Annotated in this window: 19 protein-coding genes; 9 read left to right on the top strand and 10 right to left on the bottom strand. The window is 31.5% G+C overall.

From position 1 onward, the window contains the following. Positions 1-71: 71 nt before the first annotated feature. Positions 72-335 carry a hypothetical protein gene (locus tag ACW9XA_RS06575; RefSeq protein ID WP_457763571.1) on the bottom strand — a complete coding sequence of 88 codons (264 nt, stop codon included), beginning with the start codon at positions 333-335 and terminating at the stop codon, positions 72-74. Positions 336-359: 24 nt separating this feature from the next. Further along, positions 360-941, bottom strand: a complete 582-nt coding sequence (locus tag ACW9XA_RS06570) for a PEFG-CTERM sorting domain-containing protein (RefSeq protein ID WP_457763570.1) — start codon at positions 939-941, stop codon at positions 360-362. Positions 942-1,051: 110 nt separating this feature from the next. Between ACW9XA_RS06570 and ACW9XA_RS06565 the strand changes: the two genes are divergently transcribed. Continuing rightward, positions 1,052-2,041, top strand: a complete 990-nt coding sequence (locus ACW9XA_RS06565; protein WP_457763569.1) for a hypothetical protein — start codon at positions 1,052-1,054, stop codon at positions 2,039-2,041. Positions 2,042-2,116: 75 nt separating this feature from the next. Here ACW9XA_RS06565 and ACW9XA_RS06560 read toward each other — a convergent pair whose 3' ends face one another. Both ACW9XA_RS06560 and ACW9XA_RS06555 read right to left on the bottom strand, forming a co-directional pair. Continuing rightward, positions 2,117-2,566 carry a hypothetical protein gene (locus tag ACW9XA_RS06560; RefSeq protein ID WP_457763568.1) on the bottom strand — a complete coding sequence of 150 codons (450 nt, stop codon included), beginning with the start codon at positions 2,564-2,566 and terminating at the stop codon, positions 2,117-2,119. Then, positions 2,563-3,147 (bottom strand): CBS domain-containing protein, encoded by a 585-nt coding sequence (locus ACW9XA_RS06555; protein ID WP_457763567.1) that lies wholly within the window; start codon positions 3,145-3,147, stop codon positions 2,563-2,565. The genes ACW9XA_RS06560 and ACW9XA_RS06555 overlap by 4 nt, the downstream gene beginning before the upstream one ends. Before the next feature lie 104 nt (positions 3,148-3,251). On the opposite strand from ACW9XA_RS06555, the gene ACW9XA_RS06550 reads away from it, so the two are divergent. The 7 genes from ACW9XA_RS06550 to ACW9XA_RS06520 all read left to right on the top strand — a co-directional run bounded on the left by ACW9XA_RS06550 (position 3,252) and on the right by ACW9XA_RS06520 (position 10,706). Then, entirely contained in the window at positions 3,252-3,536 is a 285-nt protein-coding gene (locus tag ACW9XA_RS06550; RefSeq protein ID WP_457763566.1) for a hypothetical protein, read from the top strand. Then, positions 3,533-3,760: a hypothetical protein gene (locus ACW9XA_RS06545; protein ID WP_457763565.1), complete on the top strand. Its 228-nt coding sequence runs from the start codon at positions 3,533-3,535 to the stop codon at positions 3,758-3,760. The genes ACW9XA_RS06550 and ACW9XA_RS06545 overlap by 4 nt, the downstream gene beginning before the upstream one ends. 25 nt (positions 3,761-3,785) lie before the next feature. Further along, positions 3,786-4,211, top strand: a complete 426-nt coding sequence (locus ACW9XA_RS06540) for a RusA family crossover junction endodeoxyribonuclease (protein ID WP_457763564.1) — start codon at positions 3,786-3,788, stop codon at positions 4,209-4,211. 146 nt (positions 4,212-4,357) lie between these two features. Continuing rightward, positions 4,358-5,455 (top strand): DNA double-strand break repair nuclease NurA, encoded by a 1,098-nt coding sequence (locus tag ACW9XA_RS06535; protein ID WP_457763563.1) that lies wholly within the window; start codon positions 4,358-4,360, stop codon positions 5,453-5,455. Continuing rightward, complete coding sequence (locus ACW9XA_RS06530) at positions 5,455-7,038, top strand: ATP-binding protein (protein ID WP_457763562.1); 1,584 nt, start codon at positions 5,455-5,457, stop codon at positions 7,036-7,038. Before ACW9XA_RS06535 ends, ACW9XA_RS06530 begins: the two co-directional genes overlap by 1 nt. Before the next feature lies 1 nt (position 7,039). After that, on the top strand, positions 7,040-8,299 hold the full coding sequence (locus tag ACW9XA_RS06525; RefSeq protein WP_457763561.1) for a metallophosphoesterase family protein: 1,260 nt from the start codon (positions 7,040-7,042) through the stop codon (positions 8,297-8,299). Beyond that, positions 8,286-10,706 carry an AAA family ATPase gene (locus ACW9XA_RS06520; RefSeq protein WP_457763560.1) on the top strand — a complete coding sequence of 807 codons (2,421 nt, stop codon included), beginning with the start codon at positions 8,286-8,288 and terminating at the stop codon, positions 10,704-10,706. The genes ACW9XA_RS06525 and ACW9XA_RS06520 overlap by 14 nt, the downstream gene beginning before the upstream one ends. A gap of 4 nt (positions 10,707-10,710) precedes the next feature. Here the strand turns inward: ACW9XA_RS06520 and ACW9XA_RS06515 are convergent, their stop codons facing one another. From ACW9XA_RS06515 to ACW9XA_RS06495, 5 genes are read right to left on the bottom strand one after another with little or no spacing between them, the layout of a single operon-like run. Beyond that, entirely contained in the window at positions 10,711-12,576 is a 1,866-nt protein-coding gene (locus ACW9XA_RS06515) for a site-specific DNA-methyltransferase (protein ID WP_457763559.1), read from the bottom strand. A gap of 4 nt (positions 12,577-12,580) precedes the next feature. Then, complete coding sequence (locus ACW9XA_RS06510; RefSeq protein ID WP_457763558.1) at positions 12,581-13,003, bottom strand: hypothetical protein; 423 nt, start codon at positions 13,001-13,003, stop codon at positions 12,581-12,583. After that, complete coding sequence (locus ACW9XA_RS06505; protein WP_457763557.1) at positions 13,000-14,928, bottom strand: AAA family ATPase; 1,929 nt, start codon at positions 14,926-14,928, stop codon at positions 13,000-13,002. Before ACW9XA_RS06505 ends, ACW9XA_RS06510 begins: the two co-directional genes overlap by 4 nt. Then, complete coding sequence (locus ACW9XA_RS06500; RefSeq protein ID WP_457763556.1) at positions 14,909-15,142, bottom strand: hypothetical protein; 234 nt, start codon at positions 15,140-15,142, stop codon at positions 14,909-14,911. The genes ACW9XA_RS06505 and ACW9XA_RS06500 overlap by 20 nt, the downstream gene beginning before the upstream one ends. Before the next feature lie 5 nt (positions 15,143-15,147). Next, entirely contained in the window at positions 15,148-17,256 is a 2,109-nt protein-coding gene (locus ACW9XA_RS06495; protein ID WP_457763555.1) for a DEAD/DEAH box helicase family protein, read from the bottom strand. A 229-nt stretch (positions 17,257-17,485) separates the two neighbouring features. Between ACW9XA_RS06495 and ACW9XA_RS06490 the strand changes: the two genes are divergently transcribed. Further along, on the top strand, positions 17,486-20,581 hold the full coding sequence (locus ACW9XA_RS06490) for an ATP-dependent helicase (RefSeq protein ID WP_457763554.1): 3,096 nt from the start codon (positions 17,486-17,488) through the stop codon (positions 20,579-20,581). Positions 20,582-20,644: 63 nt separating this feature from the next. Here ACW9XA_RS06490 and ACW9XA_RS06485 read toward each other — a convergent pair whose 3' ends face one another. After that, on the bottom strand, positions 20,645-20,959 hold the full coding sequence (locus ACW9XA_RS06485) for a hypothetical protein (protein ID WP_457763553.1): 315 nt from the start codon (positions 20,957-20,959) through the stop codon (positions 20,645-20,647). Between the last annotated feature and the right edge of the window lie 7 nt (positions 20,960-20,966).

Here is a 20,966-nt window from a genome sequence, read left to right as displayed (position 1 = left end):
TTAATCTAAAATCATGAGGCATTATTTGTCAAAATTTCCCATAATCCATCATTTTCTTGGTTTTGTTTCAATCATTCAAAATCCCAACCATCCACAAAAACAATTTCATCCATTCCTAAATTCACCATAGTGAAAGGCATATTCTTTGTTAATTGCATTGCAGGTTCATATGAATTCAAAAAATTACACGTCATGCATATCCAACTGCCACCATCAACATGTTCCATTATTTGTTGAAGATCCTCACCTTCACAATTATAACATCTTGAAGGTATCTCATCTAATTGTTTGGCCCTGCAAATCAAGAGACGCCCATCTGGATCATAATCTGTCATGTCAAATTGGCGTGATTTTATCACTTAATTAATTCTAGTCCATTGAGAAACAATTGAAGATTTACGTGCAAAGTAAATCAAACCAAGAATAGAAACACCTAGAATTAAAATGGCATATGCTCCAAATTCTGGAATCACCCTAGTTCCTATAATTTCAATTTTTTTAGTATCTTCTGAAATAATAAATCCAATTACATAATCATTTGGAAATTTCATCAAATCATATCTAGTGTCGACGCCATCAATTAGAACTGTGTATTTTTCATTCTCAGCATAAAGTACATCTTGAGGAGTTCTGACCCAAAAATCAGTTTTTTCAGGAACAACTTCCATGATGATTTCAATTGATTTTCTTTCTTGATTAATTTCCATTGAAGATAATGTTGGGAAAAGTGATTCAGAGCCCATGGCATCTAGGCTTCCATGATATCCATAGTAAACATCATAAGATTTTTCATCAAAGGTGAAAGTTACTTTTTCGGACTCTAGTTGAGAGATGTCAAGATACTGAGCATATGCATTAGGGTTAAAGATGTGCTCTGCAAATGCAAAGCTAGATGCAGGAGTCATTAAAAGTAAAAGCAATCCAAAGATAATTCTAATCATGATGAATAATTACAATTTATCAAATATAATAAAGTAGCAAATTCTCAAGTATGGTTTTTAGAAGGAATTATTCTCAATGCTTTTTAACAAAATGATTTCTGATATCAATAATGAAGAATAATTTCAAAAATGTTGCTTTGATAGGGGTTTTTTCAATGATAATTCTTACAGTAGGATTTCCAGCAAATGCAGATGTAGAGTCTCCAAGAAAGCAGATGCAGCGGGGAATATCAGCTGATGAGGTCATATGTAGAGAAGGCTTGGAGTTGATAATCAGAACAAACGGTCTTGCTGCATGTGTAAGACAAGAAACTGCTGAAAAAATGCAAAAAGCAGGCATGTTGTTTGTACCAGTAAAATTTGCAGATTTGTCAAGAGATCTAAAAACAGTTGCTGCATCTGAAATAGAGATGCAAACAGTTCCTGCATCAAATATGGCAATAGTGAATTTTTACATTACAGATCAAGATTTGAATTTGGCACATAATGGGGTTGAAGTTGTTTCAACTGAAGGATTGTTTGAGTTTACAATCAATGGCATTCCAATCAGTGGTCCAAAAAATATGATTGAGACAGGTCCAGATACAGGTCAATTTTACATCAAACTAGAGTTACCTGAAACTATCAATGGAAAACCTCTTAGCCAGAAGGATATTGTTTTGATAAAATATTTGGATGAATCAGATTATTCAGGAGATAGAAGAGTACTTGTAAAATCAATTCCACTTTCAAAGACATTTGCAAACATGGAATTATCTGGAGGAGGTTCAAGAATAGGTCACGAATTCACTGTAAGAATTTATGAACCAGATGCAAACCTTGATTCAAAAAATGAAGACAAGATATCATTGAGTAAATTAGAGTTTCGTGGTGAAGGAGGACTACGAACCACACTTTCTAATCCAAAGTTTGATGCAAATAGAGGATATCTTGTAGAAACAGGACCCAATACCAGTACATTTGAAGTGATAATCAAAATTCCTCGAGAGATAGATGGTAAAGTGATGCACATCGGAGATACATATGAAATTAGATATATCGATACAAGCACACCTTCTGGAACTAGTGAAAAAGTTATTCTGAAAGGTAGAATCGGATAGAGAAGTTATTGGCCGCATCGTGGTCAATTCACTCACGAAATTTTGACCGATTGAAGTTTGGTTGTTGTGAGTGAATCAGTTTTTGATTTTGGTTGAATCATCCCCTATATCGGTTGAGATATTTTTAGATGGTTTTGGTTTATGACCATGTCTGAAATTTAATGGGACATTTAGATACAGTTTGCTTTTATCTAATAGGGAATTTCGAATTAAATTCAATGCCTTGATTCTTTCAGAAGCAGATTTTCCCTTATCATATTCTTGCCATGCTTGTCTTTGAAGTTCTCGTATTGTAAAAAAATCTTCAAGGGAATTATCAACAACTTCATTATAATAGATTTCTGCAAGACTCGAGCCAGCATTTTCTCTAATTTGTTGTTTATATCGACGTAATGTTCTCTCAGATATTTCAAATCCTTTTTCTTTTAAATTAGCAAGGATTTCATCATTGGTCATTCGGTATGCAATGTATTTTCGAATTAAATCAAATGTTTTTTCTTTTTGATTAGAATTAAGATGACTCATTTCTTCATCAACCCCCTGATTGCATCAATTTTTGTAATCAATCCAACAACTTTTCCATTTTCAGACACAAGCAAACACTTTGAATCATCAAATAATGACAAAAGATTCTCAGTGATTTTTGTGTGAACATCGATAATTATTGGAGGTGTGCTCATCACATCTTTTACTCTAGTAACAGTCAAGGGTTTGTGTTCTCTATTTTGAAGAAATTTGACTAGAGAGTTTTCAGTTACAAGCCCGACACAACTGCTTCCTTCAAGGACAGGAATTTGACTGTAATCTTTTTCATGCATTATCTTTATGACATCTTCAGCATAATCAGATTTTCTTGCAAATGCAAGATTTTTCTTGTAGATTTTATCTGCAGTGATTAATTTACCCAGATTCTTTTGAGATTCTTTATCTAATTCTTGAAAAATCCTTACTAGAACATCATAACTAGGTTTTGTGTTATTTTTTTGATTCTCAATCATACTCAAAAATGATGATGGGATATCACATTTTTTTGCCAGTTGTCTCTGACTAATGTTCAACTCTTCTCGGAGTTTTTTGATTTCAGTTAGTTGTGGTATTTGAAACATACAGTAATATCGTCACCATAGCATATAAGATTTAGAGATAGGGTGATATGTATTACATAACTAATTCAGTACTAGTTCAAATGCAATAACTACAATATAGTTACATGTCAAAACAAAATACAGAATCATTTGACACATACAATACATGTGCAAGTGAAATAAAAAATAAGATCCTCAAAGAAGGAATTTGGAAACCATATACAAACAGAATCAAAAATTTACTGTTATGTCAAGACAAATTCTGGGAATTATACAATGCAGAATCCAATCTTGAAAAGAAAAGATTGGTTTTAGAAGATTTGGTGAATCTGCAACCAGTAATTGCTGATTGGTACAATTCATCAAAGAAAATCATTGAATTTGAAACAAACTCAGGAGTCTGTCAATGACATACTATTCTCCAGGGATAAAGTATCATTGTCCTCAATGTGAATCTTGTTCCATTGGATTCATCATAGAACCAAAATTCAAAGAATGGTTAGATATGATGAGACTAATTAATTCTAACAAAGTCAAACTAAGTGACTTGTACAAAGACTATAAGGAAAATCCAAATTCTTTAAAATGGATGTGTTACAAATGTCGGGATTGTGGAATTGTACAAAAAAGATAACTAGTATGAAAAATTCATACAACATATGACTTGGAGTACTGCAGCAGATATCAAAATAAGAAAATTCAATCCAGAGACTGCATCAAAAGACAAAGTAAAGCGCAAAAAAGCATTAAAGCATGAAATTGGAAAAAATGTCAGCAAACAATATAGAAAAATTTTAGAGCGATTATCTGAAAAAGAACTTTTCATTGATGTCTGTTTTTATCTACAAAAAGCAAAAAACTCTGGAAATACAAGAAAAGATCTGGACAATCTAGTAAAGATTCTACTAGATGCATTATCTGAGAACATGGTTAATGGTCAAAACAAGATGAGAGGTCTAGGATTTGTCAAAGATGATTCAGAGATTTTCAAGATTCATTGTGAGAAAAAAATAGTAAATGATGAGAAAGATATGGGAATCGATCTAAAAATCTCTTATAGAAATGCAAAATCTGAGGCTAGATAGTATCTACAGTATGCATACTATACTCATGTTTCTTAATACCATTCTAATTTTAGTTTGATCTATGAAACAAATTGAATTTACCATAACTAACAGTCAGATTATTACTCTAGGAAAATATCATACCACTCAGATGAGAGAAGTTAGACATGATTGAAGATCCAGTAAAAAGCATGATTGAAGATTTGGGTGCGCATTTATCACAAAAAGAGCATTCAGATATTGTACTAAACAATGGGAATGGGAAACAGTTTCTCATTGCACCATCAGAGTTTTCTGAAATAAAACCAATAGATAATCCACGAAAAATCGCATTTGTGGATGGGGGAGATGGACCACTAGAAGAATCACCAAACTTTCTCATTACAATTAATCGAGTGTATTTTTCTATGTTCCAAGGCAAAAAAAGAATAAAGCCCAAAGCCAATCCACGTGTACAGTTTTTCTCCAGTGTTACATCAAATATTCAAACCATTGATGGAAAAAAGACTGTAAGTTATGATACAAAACTATTCCCTCACACTACAGAAGACAAAAAATTCTTACCTGCAGAATCTGATTTAACATCAAACACTGAAAGTACTACAGTACTTCAAGGTGCAAGGTTGAATTCTTTGGGAAGGCGATTTGCTGAATGGCAATTAGCAATTCATGTGGTACAATCTGAATTAGAAAAAGGAGACATGATTGTAATGGATGGATCTCTGCAAACTAATTTTAAAAATGAATTAAAGTATGCAAACAGATTATATGATTTGGCAAAAAGTAAAGGAGTGATTGTTTGCGGTTTGGCAAAGACTAGCAGATTAATTACAGAGTCTGGTCATCCGTTATTAGCACGAGTTGCAGAGATTTCTGAAGATGTATCTTTTGGGAAATGGTATGTAAAAATTGCCGAAGAAGTATCTGCAGATGATAGAGGATTTATGTTGGCAGTAAAATTTCATCCTCAATCAAAATTTGTATTTAGATTTGAGATTCTACGAGAGCAGTTCTTAGAGATGAGTTCAGAAGAATTGAATTCAGTGTTAGGTAGCTTGGTTGAGAATTCCCAGGATGTAGCCATGATTGGCTACCCATATGGGGCAATTGATGCAGACAGATTTGCCCAAGTTAGGCGTGATGAATTGGGAATGTATCAAGGATTCATACTGGCTGAGAAACTTCGCCACCCTGAATGGAAGAGATTGCAAAAGTATAGTGCTAGTCTAGGGGCACATAATGATTTGAACGGAGTGACTAGTTAATGGATGAGTTGTCAGTTGTGGGTCAAGTAGTTGGAGGAAGTTTTGGAGATATTGTAATTCGACAAAAGGCTGGAACTGATTTAGAGATTGGAGATTTGATGGTTTCAGAAGAGAATGGTTCATTTTTGATTTTACAAGTATTTGCATTACAGTATGGCTCTCAAATTCAAGACAAAATGCAGCAAATGATGTCAGGTGTTAATTTAGAGCAAGGAGTAGTTGATGCTCACTTTTATGAGCCTGATTTTGTAAATTATGTTTTGGCTCGAATAAAACCATTGGCTCGAGTGTACAGAGAAAACAACGATGTTAAAATTCCAAAATCATTGCCTTCATTTTTTAACAAATTGCGATTAATTGACAAAGATGATTTGAAATTCTTGCAAAAGGAAAAAGATTCCATCTTTGTTGGACATATTCGAAGTGGAAGTAAGGTAATTACAGAAGCTGAAGTTTGGCTGCCAGCTGAAGATGTATTTTCACATCACGTATTGATTCCAGCAACTACAGGTCGTGGAAAATCAAATTTAGTTAAAACCATACTCTGGCATGTTTTAGATACGAACAAAGTTGGTGCGTTGGTCTTAGATGCACATGATGAATATTTTGGACGAACTGGAATTGGATTAAAGGATCATAACAGAGCCAAAGATAACTTGATGTATTATACGCCATCTCATCCTCCAGTTGGGGCAAACAGATTAACAATTAATTTGCAATCAATTAGACCTGAACATTTTGAGGGAATTGTGGATTTTTCAGATGCACAATTCCAAGCAATTAGAATGGCATACAGACAACACCGAAATAATTGGATTAGAGAGTTGATGTTAACTGATGCAGTTTCAGCAGGAATGGAAAGCACATCACCTGCCAGAGGCGACTTTACTGCAGCAACAATGATGGTAGTTCAGCGTAAATTACGCCTATTATTGAGCCTAGAAAAGGATGAAGAAGGCGTTGTTTATTCAAGGCATGAGGTATTTGATAGTACCACAAAAGGACTAACAACAGTAGATGATATTGTAAAAGAGATCGAGAAAGGAAAAGTCGTGGTCTTGGATACATCACGGTTGGGAGATGAAGCAGAATTAATTGTTGGAAATATTATTGCATCAAAATTATTACAAAAATACAAAGATGCAAAGGCAGCAGGAGATTTGGAAAGAAAACCAGTTGCCACCATAGTGATTGAAGAAGCACCACGTGTTATTGGAGAGGATGTACTGACATCTAAAAATGACAATATCTATGCAACCATAGCTAAAGAAGGACGAAAATTCAAAGTAGGATTAACCGCAATTACACAATTAAGCAGTGTAATTCCTAGGACAATCTTGGCAAACATGAATACTAAAATTATTTTAGGAAACGAGATGAAGCAAGAAAGAGAGGCAATAATAGCATCAGCTTCTCAGGATCTATCTGAGGATGACAAAAATATTGCAAGCTTGGATAAAGGTGAGGCAATTATTTCTAGTATCTTTGTGCCATTTGCAATGCCAATTAAAGTTCCTCTCTTTGAAGACATTGTAAAAAATAGAAGTACTGTATCAGACACTGGCAAAACAAAGGTGTTCTAGAGTGAAATTTGCGCATTTATCGGATATACATCTGGGTTTTCAAAAACACGAATCATTGCAGAAAATAGAGCAGCAAGTATTTGAGAAAGCAATGGATGAATGTATAACTCGCAAAGTAGATTTTATTTTAATTCCAGGGGATTTATTTCATGTAAATATTCCAGAGATGCGAGTTCAAAAGTTTGCATTTGCAAAATTTCGTCAAGTGCATGATGCTAAAATTCCAATCTATGTCGTTTATGGGAGTCATGACTTTTCTCCAGTGTCAAACTCTGTAATTGATTTGTTAGCAGAAGTTGGATACATTACTAAAGTTACTCGTGCAACAAGTAATGAGAATGATACAATATCTTTGGACTTTTTAATAGATGAGAAAACTGGCGCCAAGATTGCAGGACTGTCTGGCTTGAAAGTTGGAAAGGACAGAGAGTGGTATGAGAAACTAGATAGAGAATCTTTGGAGACAGAGACAGGCTTTAAGATATTCCTGTTTCATGGTGGAATTTCAGATATGAAGACTGATTCAGGCATGGATGGGGACCATATGCCACTATCTTTGCTACCTAAAGGATTCTCATACTATGCAGGGGGTCACATGCATAAATTCAACCATCAGTCATTTGAAGGATATTCAAATGTCGTATATCCTGGAACACCATTTGCAGGGTATCATGCAGATTTGGAAGACAATGCAAATGGGCAAAAGCGAGGCTTTGTACTAGTAGAATTTGATGATGTGATAAAGTCAGTTGAATTTGTAGAGATTCCAAATACTTTGTATGAGATTATACAAGTTGATGCAAATAATAGAAAAGCTGAATCAATCAATCAAGAGTTGATGGAGAAAACTAGAGATATTGATCCTATAAACAAAGTTGTAATTATTAAAATCAAAGGAGAGTTGACATCAGGCAAGACTGCAGATGTAAATATTTCAGCAATCAGAGATGAATTAAATTCACGCAATGCAATGGTAGTTAATGTTTCAAAGAATGGGTTGACTTCAAAAGAGTATTCCATTACAGAAGCAAAAGGTGCAAACAAAGAAGAGATTGAAACCAATGTATTTTCTGAAAATATTGGACAGTTACGTTTTGAGTATCCAGAATTACTAAATGAAGAAGGAATTAAACTTGCAAAAAAACTGTTACGTGAATTAGGACAGCCAGTACTAGTCAATGAAAAGAAAAATGAATACATTCCAAGAATTCGAGATAATGCTTTGGCACTTTTAGGATTAGATAAAGATGATTCTCAATAGTATTATAATTGATAACATTCGAAGCTATGAGCATGAGGAAGTAGAGTTTCCTCGCGGTATCTCTTTGTTTGAAGGAGACATTGGTTCAGGAAAATCAACCATACTCATGAGTATAGAATTTGCATTATTTGGTTTAGGTTCTCAAAAAGCAGAATCGCTATTGGCAAAAAAATCAGATTCTGGAAGTGTGATTTTAAATTTTTCAGTAGATGGTGAAAAGTATGAAATCAAACGAACTCTGTTAAGAAAGAAATCAGGGGTAAATCAGGATCCCAAAAATTCCTGGATAAAGATTGATGACCAAAAAGAGCCACTATCACCATCAGAATTAAAGCAGCGAGTCTTGCAGATTTTAAAATTCAACGAGCCTGCAGACCCAAAAGCTGAGAGTAAAATATTCAGATACGCCATATTTACGCCTCAGGAAGCCATGAAAGAGGTCCTATCAGACTCTGCAAAGCGTCTTGAAACAATTCGTAAAGCCTTTGGAATTGAAGACTACAGCATTGCAAATTCTAATGCTCGTGAAGTACTATCAGAAATCAAAGGTAAAGTGGGCGTCTTTCAAGAACGATTTAGCAATATTTCAGAATTAGAAAGTGAAATTACAGAATCAAATAAAATAATCTCAGAGACAGAGAAAACAATTTCTCAAAGTAAAGCTCAAGTTACTACACTACACAAAGATGAAGAAGAGAAAAACAAACAACTCAAGGATTTGCAGACAAAAATCAATGAGAAAATAAAACTAGAAACAAACAAGGAAAATATTTCAGAGAAAATTGAAGAATCTAAACAAGATATTGAAAAAATAGAACAAGATTTTATTCAAATGGAAAAAGATTTGAAAGAGAATAATGAGAAATTTGAAGAATTAATGGAGATTGAACACCCTGGAACAACTAAAAGTATTTCAGATATTACTTCTGAAATAAAAAAACTCCAGGAAATTAGCAATGAGAAGATACGAATCGATACAGAAAAGAAATCAATTACTGAAGACATTGCTCATCTAAAGGAGACATTAGGTGAGAAGATAAATTCAGAGCAATCAAATTTGGAGAAAACATTGCAAGATTTACAAAAAGAAAAGAAAGATTTGAAGAAATTCTTGGATGAAATAAAACAGAAACAAGATGAAATTAAAGAAGAACAAATTCAAAAAACTACACAAAAAAAATCCCTAGATCAAGAGATTGCAGATTTTTCAGCATTAGGAAATGCTTGTCCCACTTGTAAACAAGAAATTACAGAAGAGCATCATCATACACTAGTTGATGAAAAACAAAAGATATCAGATAGTTTAGAGAAGGAAATAAAATCAATTACTGATTCATTTTTTGAATCAAGTTCTAAATCAAAAGAGATTCAATCAAAATTAGATTCCTATGAAGAGGAAATTTTGAAGATCGAAAAAAGTCTTCCTGGAATTTCAGAGTATACTCAAAAATCCTCAAAACTAAGCCAAATTGAGGCTGAATTTGAAGAGATTTTATCTCAATTTCCAAAAGAGTATGGAGATAATCCAATAGAGTGTCTAACTGATCTTAAAGATCAAATTACAGAATATGAGAATGCGCAAGTTCAGATGCAGCAGATTGTGAAAAACAGATCTAAAGTTCAAGAAAAAATGGAATCAGAACAAGGAAGAATAGATATTCTTCTATCTTACGTTAAAGAAAAAGAATTAGAGTTAAGAGAAATTCAAACGCAGTTAGAAAAGTTTGAGACATTAGATAAAAAAACAGAATCAACAGAAAAAGAACTTGGTGAAATCAGGGAGAAAATTATCAAATTATCTGCAATTGTTGCAGCATCTGAAGAAAAAGTGAGTAATGAAGAAAATAAAATCTTACAAAATGAGCAAAAAATATCTGAATCAAAAAAATGGGAAGAAAAATACAAGAAATTTGTACAATTCCAGGAATGGTTAGAGTTATTTTTCATTCCAGCAATATCTCAGATTGAAAAACAAGTATTGTTATCAATTTGGCAGAATTTCAATGAAACATACACAAGATGGTATTCTATTTTGGTTGAAGATCCTACTAAAGAATCAAGAATTGATGAGAACTTTACTCCAATTGTAAATCAAGATGGGTATGAACAAGAGGTAGGTTATTTGTCAGGAGGTGAGAAAACAAGTATTGCACTATCTTATAGATTAACTCTGAATTCCCTAATGAGAAAAGAGACAGAATCAATGAAATCTAATTTATTGATTTTAGATGAACCAACAGATGGATTTTCTAAAAATCAATTAGGAAAGATTAGAGAGTTATTAGACGAGTTAAAATCAGAGCAAATTGTGCTTGTATCTCACGAAAAAGAATTAGAGGCATATGTTGACAATATTTTTCAGATTTCAAAAGAGAATGGGTTATCAAAAATTTCTAGAATGAATTAATTATCTAAATAGTCTTTAACATGCACTGTTTATCCAGATTTATTTTTTGAGAATCATCAAGTGCAGAATCTAGGCATACAAACATGGTATTTTGCTCTAAATCCAAATTTTTAAGAGATTTTTCATCAATTTTTTTATCTAATGTGGCATAAAAGAAAAATTCATCATCTGAAACCTTGTAGATTTTATTGGGTTTTGAAGAAAATTCTTCAATTTTAGAATTTAATGAATATCCTTCTTTGATAATGATTTCATAAAGAACATCAATGTCTTTGTATTTTTCAATTAGTGGATCTTCAAACAATTTGATTTGTTCTTTGAGTTTTGCTTCATCTTGAACATCTTCCCAAATTTTGTAGTTTGATTTTGTAAGTTTAAAGACTTTGAATCCAAGATCTTGATTTAATTTTTCGTCTAACTTTTGTTGTTTCATATCATCTTTAATTTTTTTAATTACACGACGTAATCTTTCTTTAGAAATATCAGAAATAAATTTAAAATTGTTTTTAAATGCAATAGATTTTTTTGCCGTGGGTTCAGGCATTTGAACACAAATAAATTTTCTGTTCTGTAAATCATTAAAATTTAATTCAAAAACAGCATTGGCAGTAGTTCCTGAACCAGCGAAGAAATCCATTATAATTCCAGAAGAATTAGAGAGTTTTATCAAATGTTTGATTAAAGAGATAGGTTTAGGATTATCAAATAACCGTAAACCAAAAACATCTTTAATGTTAGTAGTACCTTCTCCGGTTTGACCGATATTATAACGATAATTTAAGATAGTTCTTCCTTTTTTTGTTCTTTCAGAACCATCTTCGTTAATTAGATAAATCTTGTAATAAACCATCCATCCATTTTTAGTTTCTTTAAAAATTATGTTGTTATTCTTTAATTCTTCTTTGAAACGTTTAGAACTATATCTCCATGCACCATCACCATCTCTTGGCCAAAGTTCAGTGCCATCAGGACACTTAATTGAATAGCACAAGTTAGGTCTTGCTTCTTTAGTTGAATTTGGTCCTCTTAGAAGTAAACCCTCAGTTGAATAATATCGTCCCTGTTCATCCGGTCCTTCATAATCTAACGTTTCATCATAAGTTAAATCTAAACCACCAAATGATTCATGTTCGATATTTTTTGCATAGCATAAAATATACTCATGTTCAGTTACAATATTTTTACTATCACTACCACCTCCTGCTTTTTTATGCCAAATTAAAGTACAAATATTATTTTCAGCACCAAAAATTTCATCTAAAATCAATTTTAAATTTGAATATTCATTATCATCTATTGAAACAAATAAGATTCCTTTCTCAGTTAAAAGATTCCTTGAAAGAAATATTCGAGGATAGATCATAGAAATCCAATCAGAATGAAATCTTCCTGACGTTTCAGGATTTGTTGTAAGAGGGATTTTATTTTCTGTTTGGCCAGTTTGTTCCAAGTATGAGTTTAAACTATTTTTAAAATTATCTTTATAGATAAAGTCATTTCCAGTATTATAAGGAGGATCAATATAGATCATATCTACCTTTTCAAAATAAGACTTTTGAAATAATTTCAAAACTTCTAAATTGTCACCTTCGATAAATAAATTGTGAGTTAAATCAAAATTTACAGATTCTTTTTTATCAGGAATTAAAGTACCTTGAGAGATAGTTTGAATATTTTTTAGTGATTCTGAACGTCCAGCCCATGAAAAAGAATAATTTTCATTACCTGAATCAACAAAATCTCCCAATGTTTCTTTTAATTTTTTAAAATCAATTTTTCCTTCTGCAAATACATTTGGAAAGATTTGTTTTAATTTTAAAATATTCTCGTCTAAAACATTTTTAGAGTCTTTCTTTATTTTTTCTACCATTTAATCATCCCGAAATCTCTTTCACTTTACCATCTATCAGTTTTTCAACATCTTTTATCAATATTGATGCATCTACATTATCTCCAGTTTTATCATAATGTTCTTTAAGGTATTCAATGCCTCCGTCTGCAATCTTTAACATATCTTGCCATTTTTCATTATCATTTTTACCTTCAGCCATTGTAGCATAAATCATCTCAATTATGGTTTTAAGATCAGAGCGTTTTTTATCATGAAAATGAGAAAACCTTACCATTTCAAATGGTTTTTCAGTTAAATTTCGTTTATTATTTAAAAATCCTAAAACCAAACCTACTACAAACAATTCAGCTTTTCCATTAAATTTACTATCAGAACCCTCACAGAGTTTTTTGTAAAAATCAGAAAATGCAGTGAATATTCTTTTTTCAGGTTTGATATAGTTCAATTTTCTCTCCTTGTGATCAAACTATTTTCTACATCAGTCAAGTCTCTTTTAATGTCATACTCAAATCTAATATGAGGTCTAATCAATTCAATCAATCTATCATCTAGTTCTCTTGGTTGATACAAAACAATTACTTGTTTTCCCATTTGAGGGTAACTACGAACTATATTTTCTGCATGAACATCATCTAGTCTTGCTAGTGGAGTATCAATAATTATTGGTGCCTCTTTTGCAGTAAATTTGTTTAATGCGGCAATGAAAGAATGTGCAATAACTTGACTTTGACCCGCACTAGGTCCACGTTCCCAAGCTGGAACAGTACTATGATCTTTAATTTTTAAATGTAATCGATAATGGTCATCAAGCTCAATTCCAGTATAAACATCAGGAGCATTTGTAATATCTTTTAAAAATTGTGATGCAATATTTTCAATTTCAGATTTTCTTGATGCTACTATTTCATCAATAAATTCATTAATTGATTTTAAAATCAATTCAATTAACATTCGTCTTTTATTTTCCTTATCATATTCTATAGAGATGTTCTTATTTGACAAAAATCTTATTCTTGAATCATATTGCCTCTTTTCTTCATCTCTTTTAGAGCGTAAATCAGAATTTTTTATTCGTTTTTGTCTAAGATTGTTTTCACAGATTTCATATTCATTTCTTATGTTTGAGTATTCATTACTTTGAGAACTAGATTTGGTCCCAAGTTCTGCATTCTTTGATTCAATATCAGACTCTAGTGAAATTTTTTGCTCTTTAAACTCACTTAGTTCGGTAATTAATCTCAGATAATGTTCTTTATTTTGATTTATTCCAAATTTATCTAATAACTCATTAGCACAGTTTTGTATGTCTTCAAATTGATTTGTTTCACTGTTTGCTATATCGGATAGAATAGTAATTGATTTTTCATCCAAAGGTCTATCGCAAATACAGTTACTTTTTTTCAAAATATCAGATGCAAGTTTTTTTGTATGAGAATCAAAGATAGATTTGGTATTATCTTTAAATTTTTTTAAGAATGGAATTAATAGCCAAATTGCCAATTCATTATCATTGAAATTACGCAAGGATTCAAGTGTATTTGATATATCTTGTTCTGCTTTTTCTAATTTTTCTTCGCTAATCTTTTTCTGTTCTAGAATTTCTTTGACTTCTTCAAATTGTCTTAGTTGAGTTTCAAATTTGGATTTTTGTTCTTGCAAAGTGTTGATTTGGGATTCCATATCTTGTATCTCATTATCTTTTTTAGAAACGCTTTCAGATAGTTTATCCAAATCTTCTTTTTCTCCACGATATTCTTCTTTTTTTGCAAGTTCGTTTCGTACCTTTTCTTCCTGAATTGTTTTGACTTTTTGAAGATCATCTACTGCATTAAGTAATTCTTTAATTCCAAGTAACATCTCAATGGCACTTTTGATGTTGGGTTTTGGAGGATTTTGTGTATATCCTTGAATTTCTTCACCATCAAACAAAAAGAATTGTGATGCTTCTTCAGGTAAAATGTATTCAATGAATCTTTTTTCATCTTCAATTGATGTGATTGATTCAGGAGTGCCATTTGTAATTACTGAGAAATCATAATTTGTAATATCTAGATTTTTGTCTAATAGTGTTTTTTTAAAATCTATACTTCGTGTGATCTGATAATTTTGATCATTGTGTTCAAATATTATCGTAACAGCTGTTCGTCCATCTTCAATTTCTCGTTTTGTTCGATTAACATGTTTTTGATATTGTAATGTTGAAAATTCACCATAAAGACAAAACTGAATTGCTTTGTATAGAGAAGTTTTACCTGTATCATTTAGTCCTTGAAGTAATATTACATTTTCATTATTTGTAATAGATAGATCTAAACTAATGACTCCCTTGTAAGGACCATAATTTTCAAGATCAATTCTCTGTATAATCATTCTCTTCTATTGCCTCTCTTAATTTTTCTGAATCCAATGAATCTGCATGTTGATTTATCAGTCTTAGAATTTTTTCATCCATGTTTCTTTTTCTACCTTTGTATAGAACTAGTCTTTCCTCATTGTAGATCTGCTCAAGAATCCCTTCAGGTAATGAGAAATTGGATTCTTTTTTCTTTAATTTAGATAGAATTTCTTTCTCAGGGCTACTCAAGGTATCTAATTTCTATGAAATTCATAGTATTGAAGCTTTTGGCCAATCTCATTGATGACATCTAATCGATTATCAGCACAATCTGCCATTGTTTTTACACGATTCATTTCAGAATCTATCATTTTTCTTGCGGCATCATCTTGTTCAGGTAGGTATTCTGAAGGTGGAATTACGATAATATCGTAGATATTAGCTATTTTGACCCTACTTGTTGCTCGAAGTACTCGTCCACGTCTTTGGACAAATTCACGAATACTTGTAGAACTAGAAACTATTACACATGCAGAACAGTCAGGTACATCTAGTCCTTCATCAAGACATCGAATTGCTAAAAGTAATTCAATTTGTCCTTCTTTGAAAAAATTTAAAGATTGAATTTTTTGAGAGTTGTTCATATCACTTTTGTATTTAACATATTTTTTTCCTGTTTGATTTAAAACAGAAATTAAATCATCCATTTGTTCAGTATCTTCACAAAAAACAAGAATTTGATTTTGTTTAATTGAATTACACCAATTTTCAAAAACATTTACCTTGTCTGCAGTCTTTTTTTTAATTAAAGCACGTTCTTCAAGCAATCTTTTATGAAATGGGGTTAAAGGTAATGAGATTCCAGCTTGTTTTTCTTTTTGTTTATGTTTTGCAGTTTCCTGACCAATTTGTTTAGTTAAATCATAATATTCTTGGAATTCTTCTAAATTCATCTCAGCAAATAATGGATGATATGTATAGTGTGCAAGGTATCCGTCATCGATAGCCTGCTGAAGATCATATTCAAATATAGTTTTTCCAAAATATTCCAAGATCTTTTGATTTCCTTGATCATCCCATTGTCGTTCAGGAGTAGCACTGAGTGCAAGTCGACGTGATGAATCTATATTGAAAATATTTTGAAGATCAGGTGCACCCAAGTGATGTACTTCATCAGCAATTAATTGAACATGTTCTGATGGAATATCTTTCCACAAATTTACAAAATCTGTATTTGATGCAGTTTTATTTGTACAAAGAATGTATGTGCGATTTTTAATTTGTTCGAGATTAGAATTTAATCTATATGGTGCTAATTTTGGTCCAAGTAGTTCCTTCCAATTTGATTTCTCAGTTCCTGCAATAATTATTGCAGCAGAATTATCAAATTTCTTTATTTCAGATTCCCATTGTTGGATTAGCGGAACAGTTGGTGCACATATGATAGTAATAGTAGATTTTGAAGCCATTTCAGATGCAAACAAAGAGGTTATTGTCTTACCAGAGCCTGTTGCCATTGCCAAAATACCATGAAAATGATTATTTTTCCAGGCATCTAATGCAGTTTTTTGATGTTCACGTAATTCCTTTTTCTCCACAGGTTTTGAAGAGATGATGGTTTTAGATGAAGGATAGTTTATGTTTAATTCATCCAAATTCTTTGGTGCAATTTTGATTAATTCGTTTTTGATTGCAGTTGGAATATCATACGTTTGACTTTTTTTTGCTTTATTACTCCAAAATTTATCAAACTCTTTGAGATCTTCATACACGTATTCTTGTTGTCCTTCTAACCATTCTTTGAAAATTTTTATCTCTTCAATTGAATAAAGCCACCCAGTAGCAGATTCATTGATTGAGCCACTAAAAGAAACTAAATTATTGCCATCATCAAATATTCCCACTTTCATATGAAACATACCAGATTTAGTTGGAACATTTTCTGAATCTAATTCATCTTTTTCATTTACTAGATCAACAATTTTTATTTCAAGTAGGTTATTTTTTAGCATCCATCCTAATGCTCTAAGATGATCTGTTTGCAATAAATCATCTAATTCAGATAATTCTTTTTGAAAATTCTCTGATAATATCTCTTCTTTAGTTTTATTATGAGTTTTTAGAATTTCTAAATCATTTTTACTAAAATATGAACTTGTAATTAGTTGCATTTTACCTCCATTTTTTGCAAATTCAACTATTCCTCTTGCTGCAACTGAAAGACTAGTTGAGGAAAAGAATCCAGCAATCCTCTTGTAAGAGACAGAATTTTGTAAAATTGGAATATAGAAATTTTCTAAAACATCATCTTCATCAGAATCATATTTAATTTTTAAATGAAGATTTTTAAAATTTGAATTCAAAAAAACTCATTGACATACAGAAAACCATACTAAAAAACATGACTTGGTAACAGTATTCAAAGTATGCATACTATTGTCATGTTTCATAATAATACCAAATCCCTACCTAAAACATGCAAAAACCAACAATGTACCCACGAATCATCAGAGAGTTTGAGGATGAAAGAGATGAAGAGCCACTCTTTTATTCTCGAAACTAAGAGATTCCATACTTTAGGATTTAATGAAAATGAAATTTGATAAAGAAAAATTATTGGCAATTGAGCATATAGGATCCCCATTACTAGTAACTGCAGGACCTGGAAGTGGGAAGACTCGAGTAATTACTGAACGAATAAAATTTCTTTTGAAAACAGGATTAAAACCATCAGAAATTCTCTGTTTGACTTTTTCAGAAAAAGCTGCAAATCAACTCAAAGAAAGATTACAAGATGATGAAGACATTAAAGAAAAAACAGATATCTCAGAAATGGAAATTAGTACATACCATTCCTTTTGTAGAAATTTCTTAATTGATAATACTGAATCTACAGGGCTTGGGATGAAAGGGGGTATTTTAGATAGACCAATGTTTCTAGTATGGGGAGTTCAAAATATTGATAAATTCAAATTTGATGATCATGTGGAAATTGGAAACAATGCAGCAGAATTAATTGAAAAAATGATTGATGGAATTAGTGTCTTTAATGATGAACTAATCACCCCAGAACAATTACAAAATTATGTTGATAAAAAATTAAAAGATACTGAACTAATCAAAGATGTTGAAGAGTACGATTACATTCACATGCTAAATAATTTAGTAAAAATCTACAAGGAATATGTGAATTTTAAAAAAGAAATTGATGTGATGGATTATGATGATTTGATTGTAGAGGCAAACAAACTTCTCAGTAATCCAAAAAAACCAAATGTACTAAAACAAGCTCAAGAAAAATACAAGCATATCCTAATTGATGAATTCCAAGACAATAACTATGCACAATTTTCAATTGTCAAAAAATTAGGAAGTAAAGGAAATGTTACAGCAGTTGGGGATGCTGATCAGAACATTTACAGATTTCAAGGGGCATATACTGAAATTTTCAAAGATTTCAAAAAAACATATCCTGATCATACTGAAGTATTATTAGCAAAAAACTGGAGAAATCCAAAACATGTCATAAATGTCTCAAATCAACTACTATCCCAAGATAAATTCAGAGAAAACAAGGAAATTGTGCCTACAAAAGATGATTCTCAGAAGGTAAACGTTGTAGAATGTACATCAGAATTTGCCCAAGCAGAATTCATCAAAAACAAAATCAAAGAAATCAAAAAAGACAATTCCGATTATACGTTTAATGATTTTGCAATTTTATCAAGAAAACAAAGAGATGGTCTTAATGTTGCACAAATTTTAGCATCCGAAGGAATCCCTGTAAAATATATCGGAAAATCTGAGATTCATAATTCTCCAAATGCCAAAGTTTTATTTTCATTTCTAAGAATCATTGCAAATCCAATGAAATCAATGACTAGTATTACTAGAATTTGTCAAGAGTATGGTATATCAGAACAAAATATTTCAAAAATTAATCATGAAGCAATAATTAGAGCACGTAGTAAAACTGATGGGGATTATGCATATGATGTATTATCTGATTTAAAAGTTAATGATCTCACTCAACAAACCGAATTAAGAGAAATTTTTTCTCTAATCAAAGAATTCATAGAGATTTCAAAAAACAATTCTCCATCAAATACCATTTATCAAATTATCAGAAACAAGACTGACATTTATAAAAAAATTGCAAATGATGATTCAATTGAGAATTTTATTGAGCGTTCAATACTCAATGATATAATTAATAGTGCATATGATTTTGAAAAAATCAATCCACAGGCAAGAATTAAAGAATTTTTAGAATTCATTGACGAATTAGAAAAATTTGACATTGAAACAAAAAGAGGTGATGTGGATTCTGAGGCAGTTCAAGTATCTACAATTCATAAAAGCAAAGGATTAGAATTCAAAACTGTCTTTATCATTGATGTTGCAACTTACAAAATCCCTCTAAAATATACTGCAAAGCCATTTTATGTTCCCAGAGAACTTGCAAGTGGAGTTCTTCCATCAGCTGACCCCAAAGAAGAATTCCTAAGAGAAGAGAGAAGAGTGCTATACGTAGGCATGACTAGAACCATTGAGAATCTGTTTTTGATGTATCCTACTCAATATGAGAATAGATCAAAGGTAAACAAGGCATCAAAGTTCCTTCAACCATTAAAACCAGAAAAAAATGAGGATATTGATTTTATCAAATATGATTCAAGTTCAAGTGATACAATTTCTACAACATTTGATGCAGTAGAGATTATCAAAAATGAACAAATGGCTCAAGTTATCAAACATTTACACAGTGAACAATACGAAAGTGCAGTTCAAAAAATTCTAGATTTGGGAAAAATAGGATTCTTTCAAAAAAATAAAACGACTAGTGGTTATTCATATGAAAAAATTATCAATCAAACCCCTAGTGACGATATTGAATCAAGATTAAACGGAAGCAATCCTGAAAAATTAGGCTTTACAAAAAAGAATTTATCATTTTCAAAGTTTGAAACATATGAAAAATGTCCAAAACAATTCTGGTATCAACATATTCTCAATGCCTTACCTGAAAATCAAGAAGCATCTGCACTTTACAAAGGAAGTACGTTTCATGAGCTAGTAGAATACTCTGCAAAAAGACAAAAAGATGGAGAAGTCGATGATGTAAAAAAACTATTAGAAGAGTTAGAAACAAAATGGGATCCAACAAAATATCTAACTAGTCCAATTCAAAAGGAAAAACAAGATAAACAATCACTAGTTCCTGCATTAGAATCATATCAAAAATGGTCCAGTTCAAATCCAAATGAGATTGTTGCATTAGAATTACCATTTACTACATACATTGGAGGTTATCAAGTAAATGGAGTTATTGATAGAGTCGAGAAAACTCCAGAAGGAGAATATGTTGTTGTCGATTACAAAACAGGTGGAAAAAACAAAAAAGTTGATGCTGCAAACAGTCCTCAATTGAATTTGTATGCTTTGGCACTAAAAGAGAATCCAGACTTTGGAAAATATCCAAGCAAGGCCATATTTTTCTACGTTGAGAAAACTGAAGGAGAGCAATTATTCGAATACAAAGTGGATCCTGCCAAAGTGGAAGAAATCAAGGCTATCTTTGAAGGATATGTCAAAGCAATTCAAGATAAAGAGTTTGAAGCAACCCCTGAAATGTTTGCATGTAAATGGTGTGAGTATTCAGATATTTGTGAGGAGGCTTTGAAATGACAAAAAATGGAAAAATAACTATCTTTAAAGCTGAAGAACTAATGCCACATTATCCTTCTTAAATTAAGAAGTTCTATTTGTGTCAATTAGAAACAAATTTTTCTTGAAATAACCTCTTTCAGTTGCTTTTTTAATTCTAATTTCCTCTAATTCTTCTTTTGAAATTCCTTTTAGTTTGGCAATTCTGTAAATCACTTCCAAAATATCTGCCAATTCTTCTGGATTTTTGTCATTTTGATATTCTGCTACCTCTTCAGAGAGTTTTTTCTCAATTTCTGCCAAAAATTCTTCATCAGATAGCGTCTTTACATTACAGGAATAGCCATCTTTTTGAATAATTTCAGGGATTTTGTCTCTAATTGCTTTGTTGTATTCCATATCTATG

The organism is Candidatus Nitrosopumilus sp. bin_6a, assembly GCF_054095695.1.
This window is presented reverse-complemented; position numbering and strand designations above follow the sequence as displayed.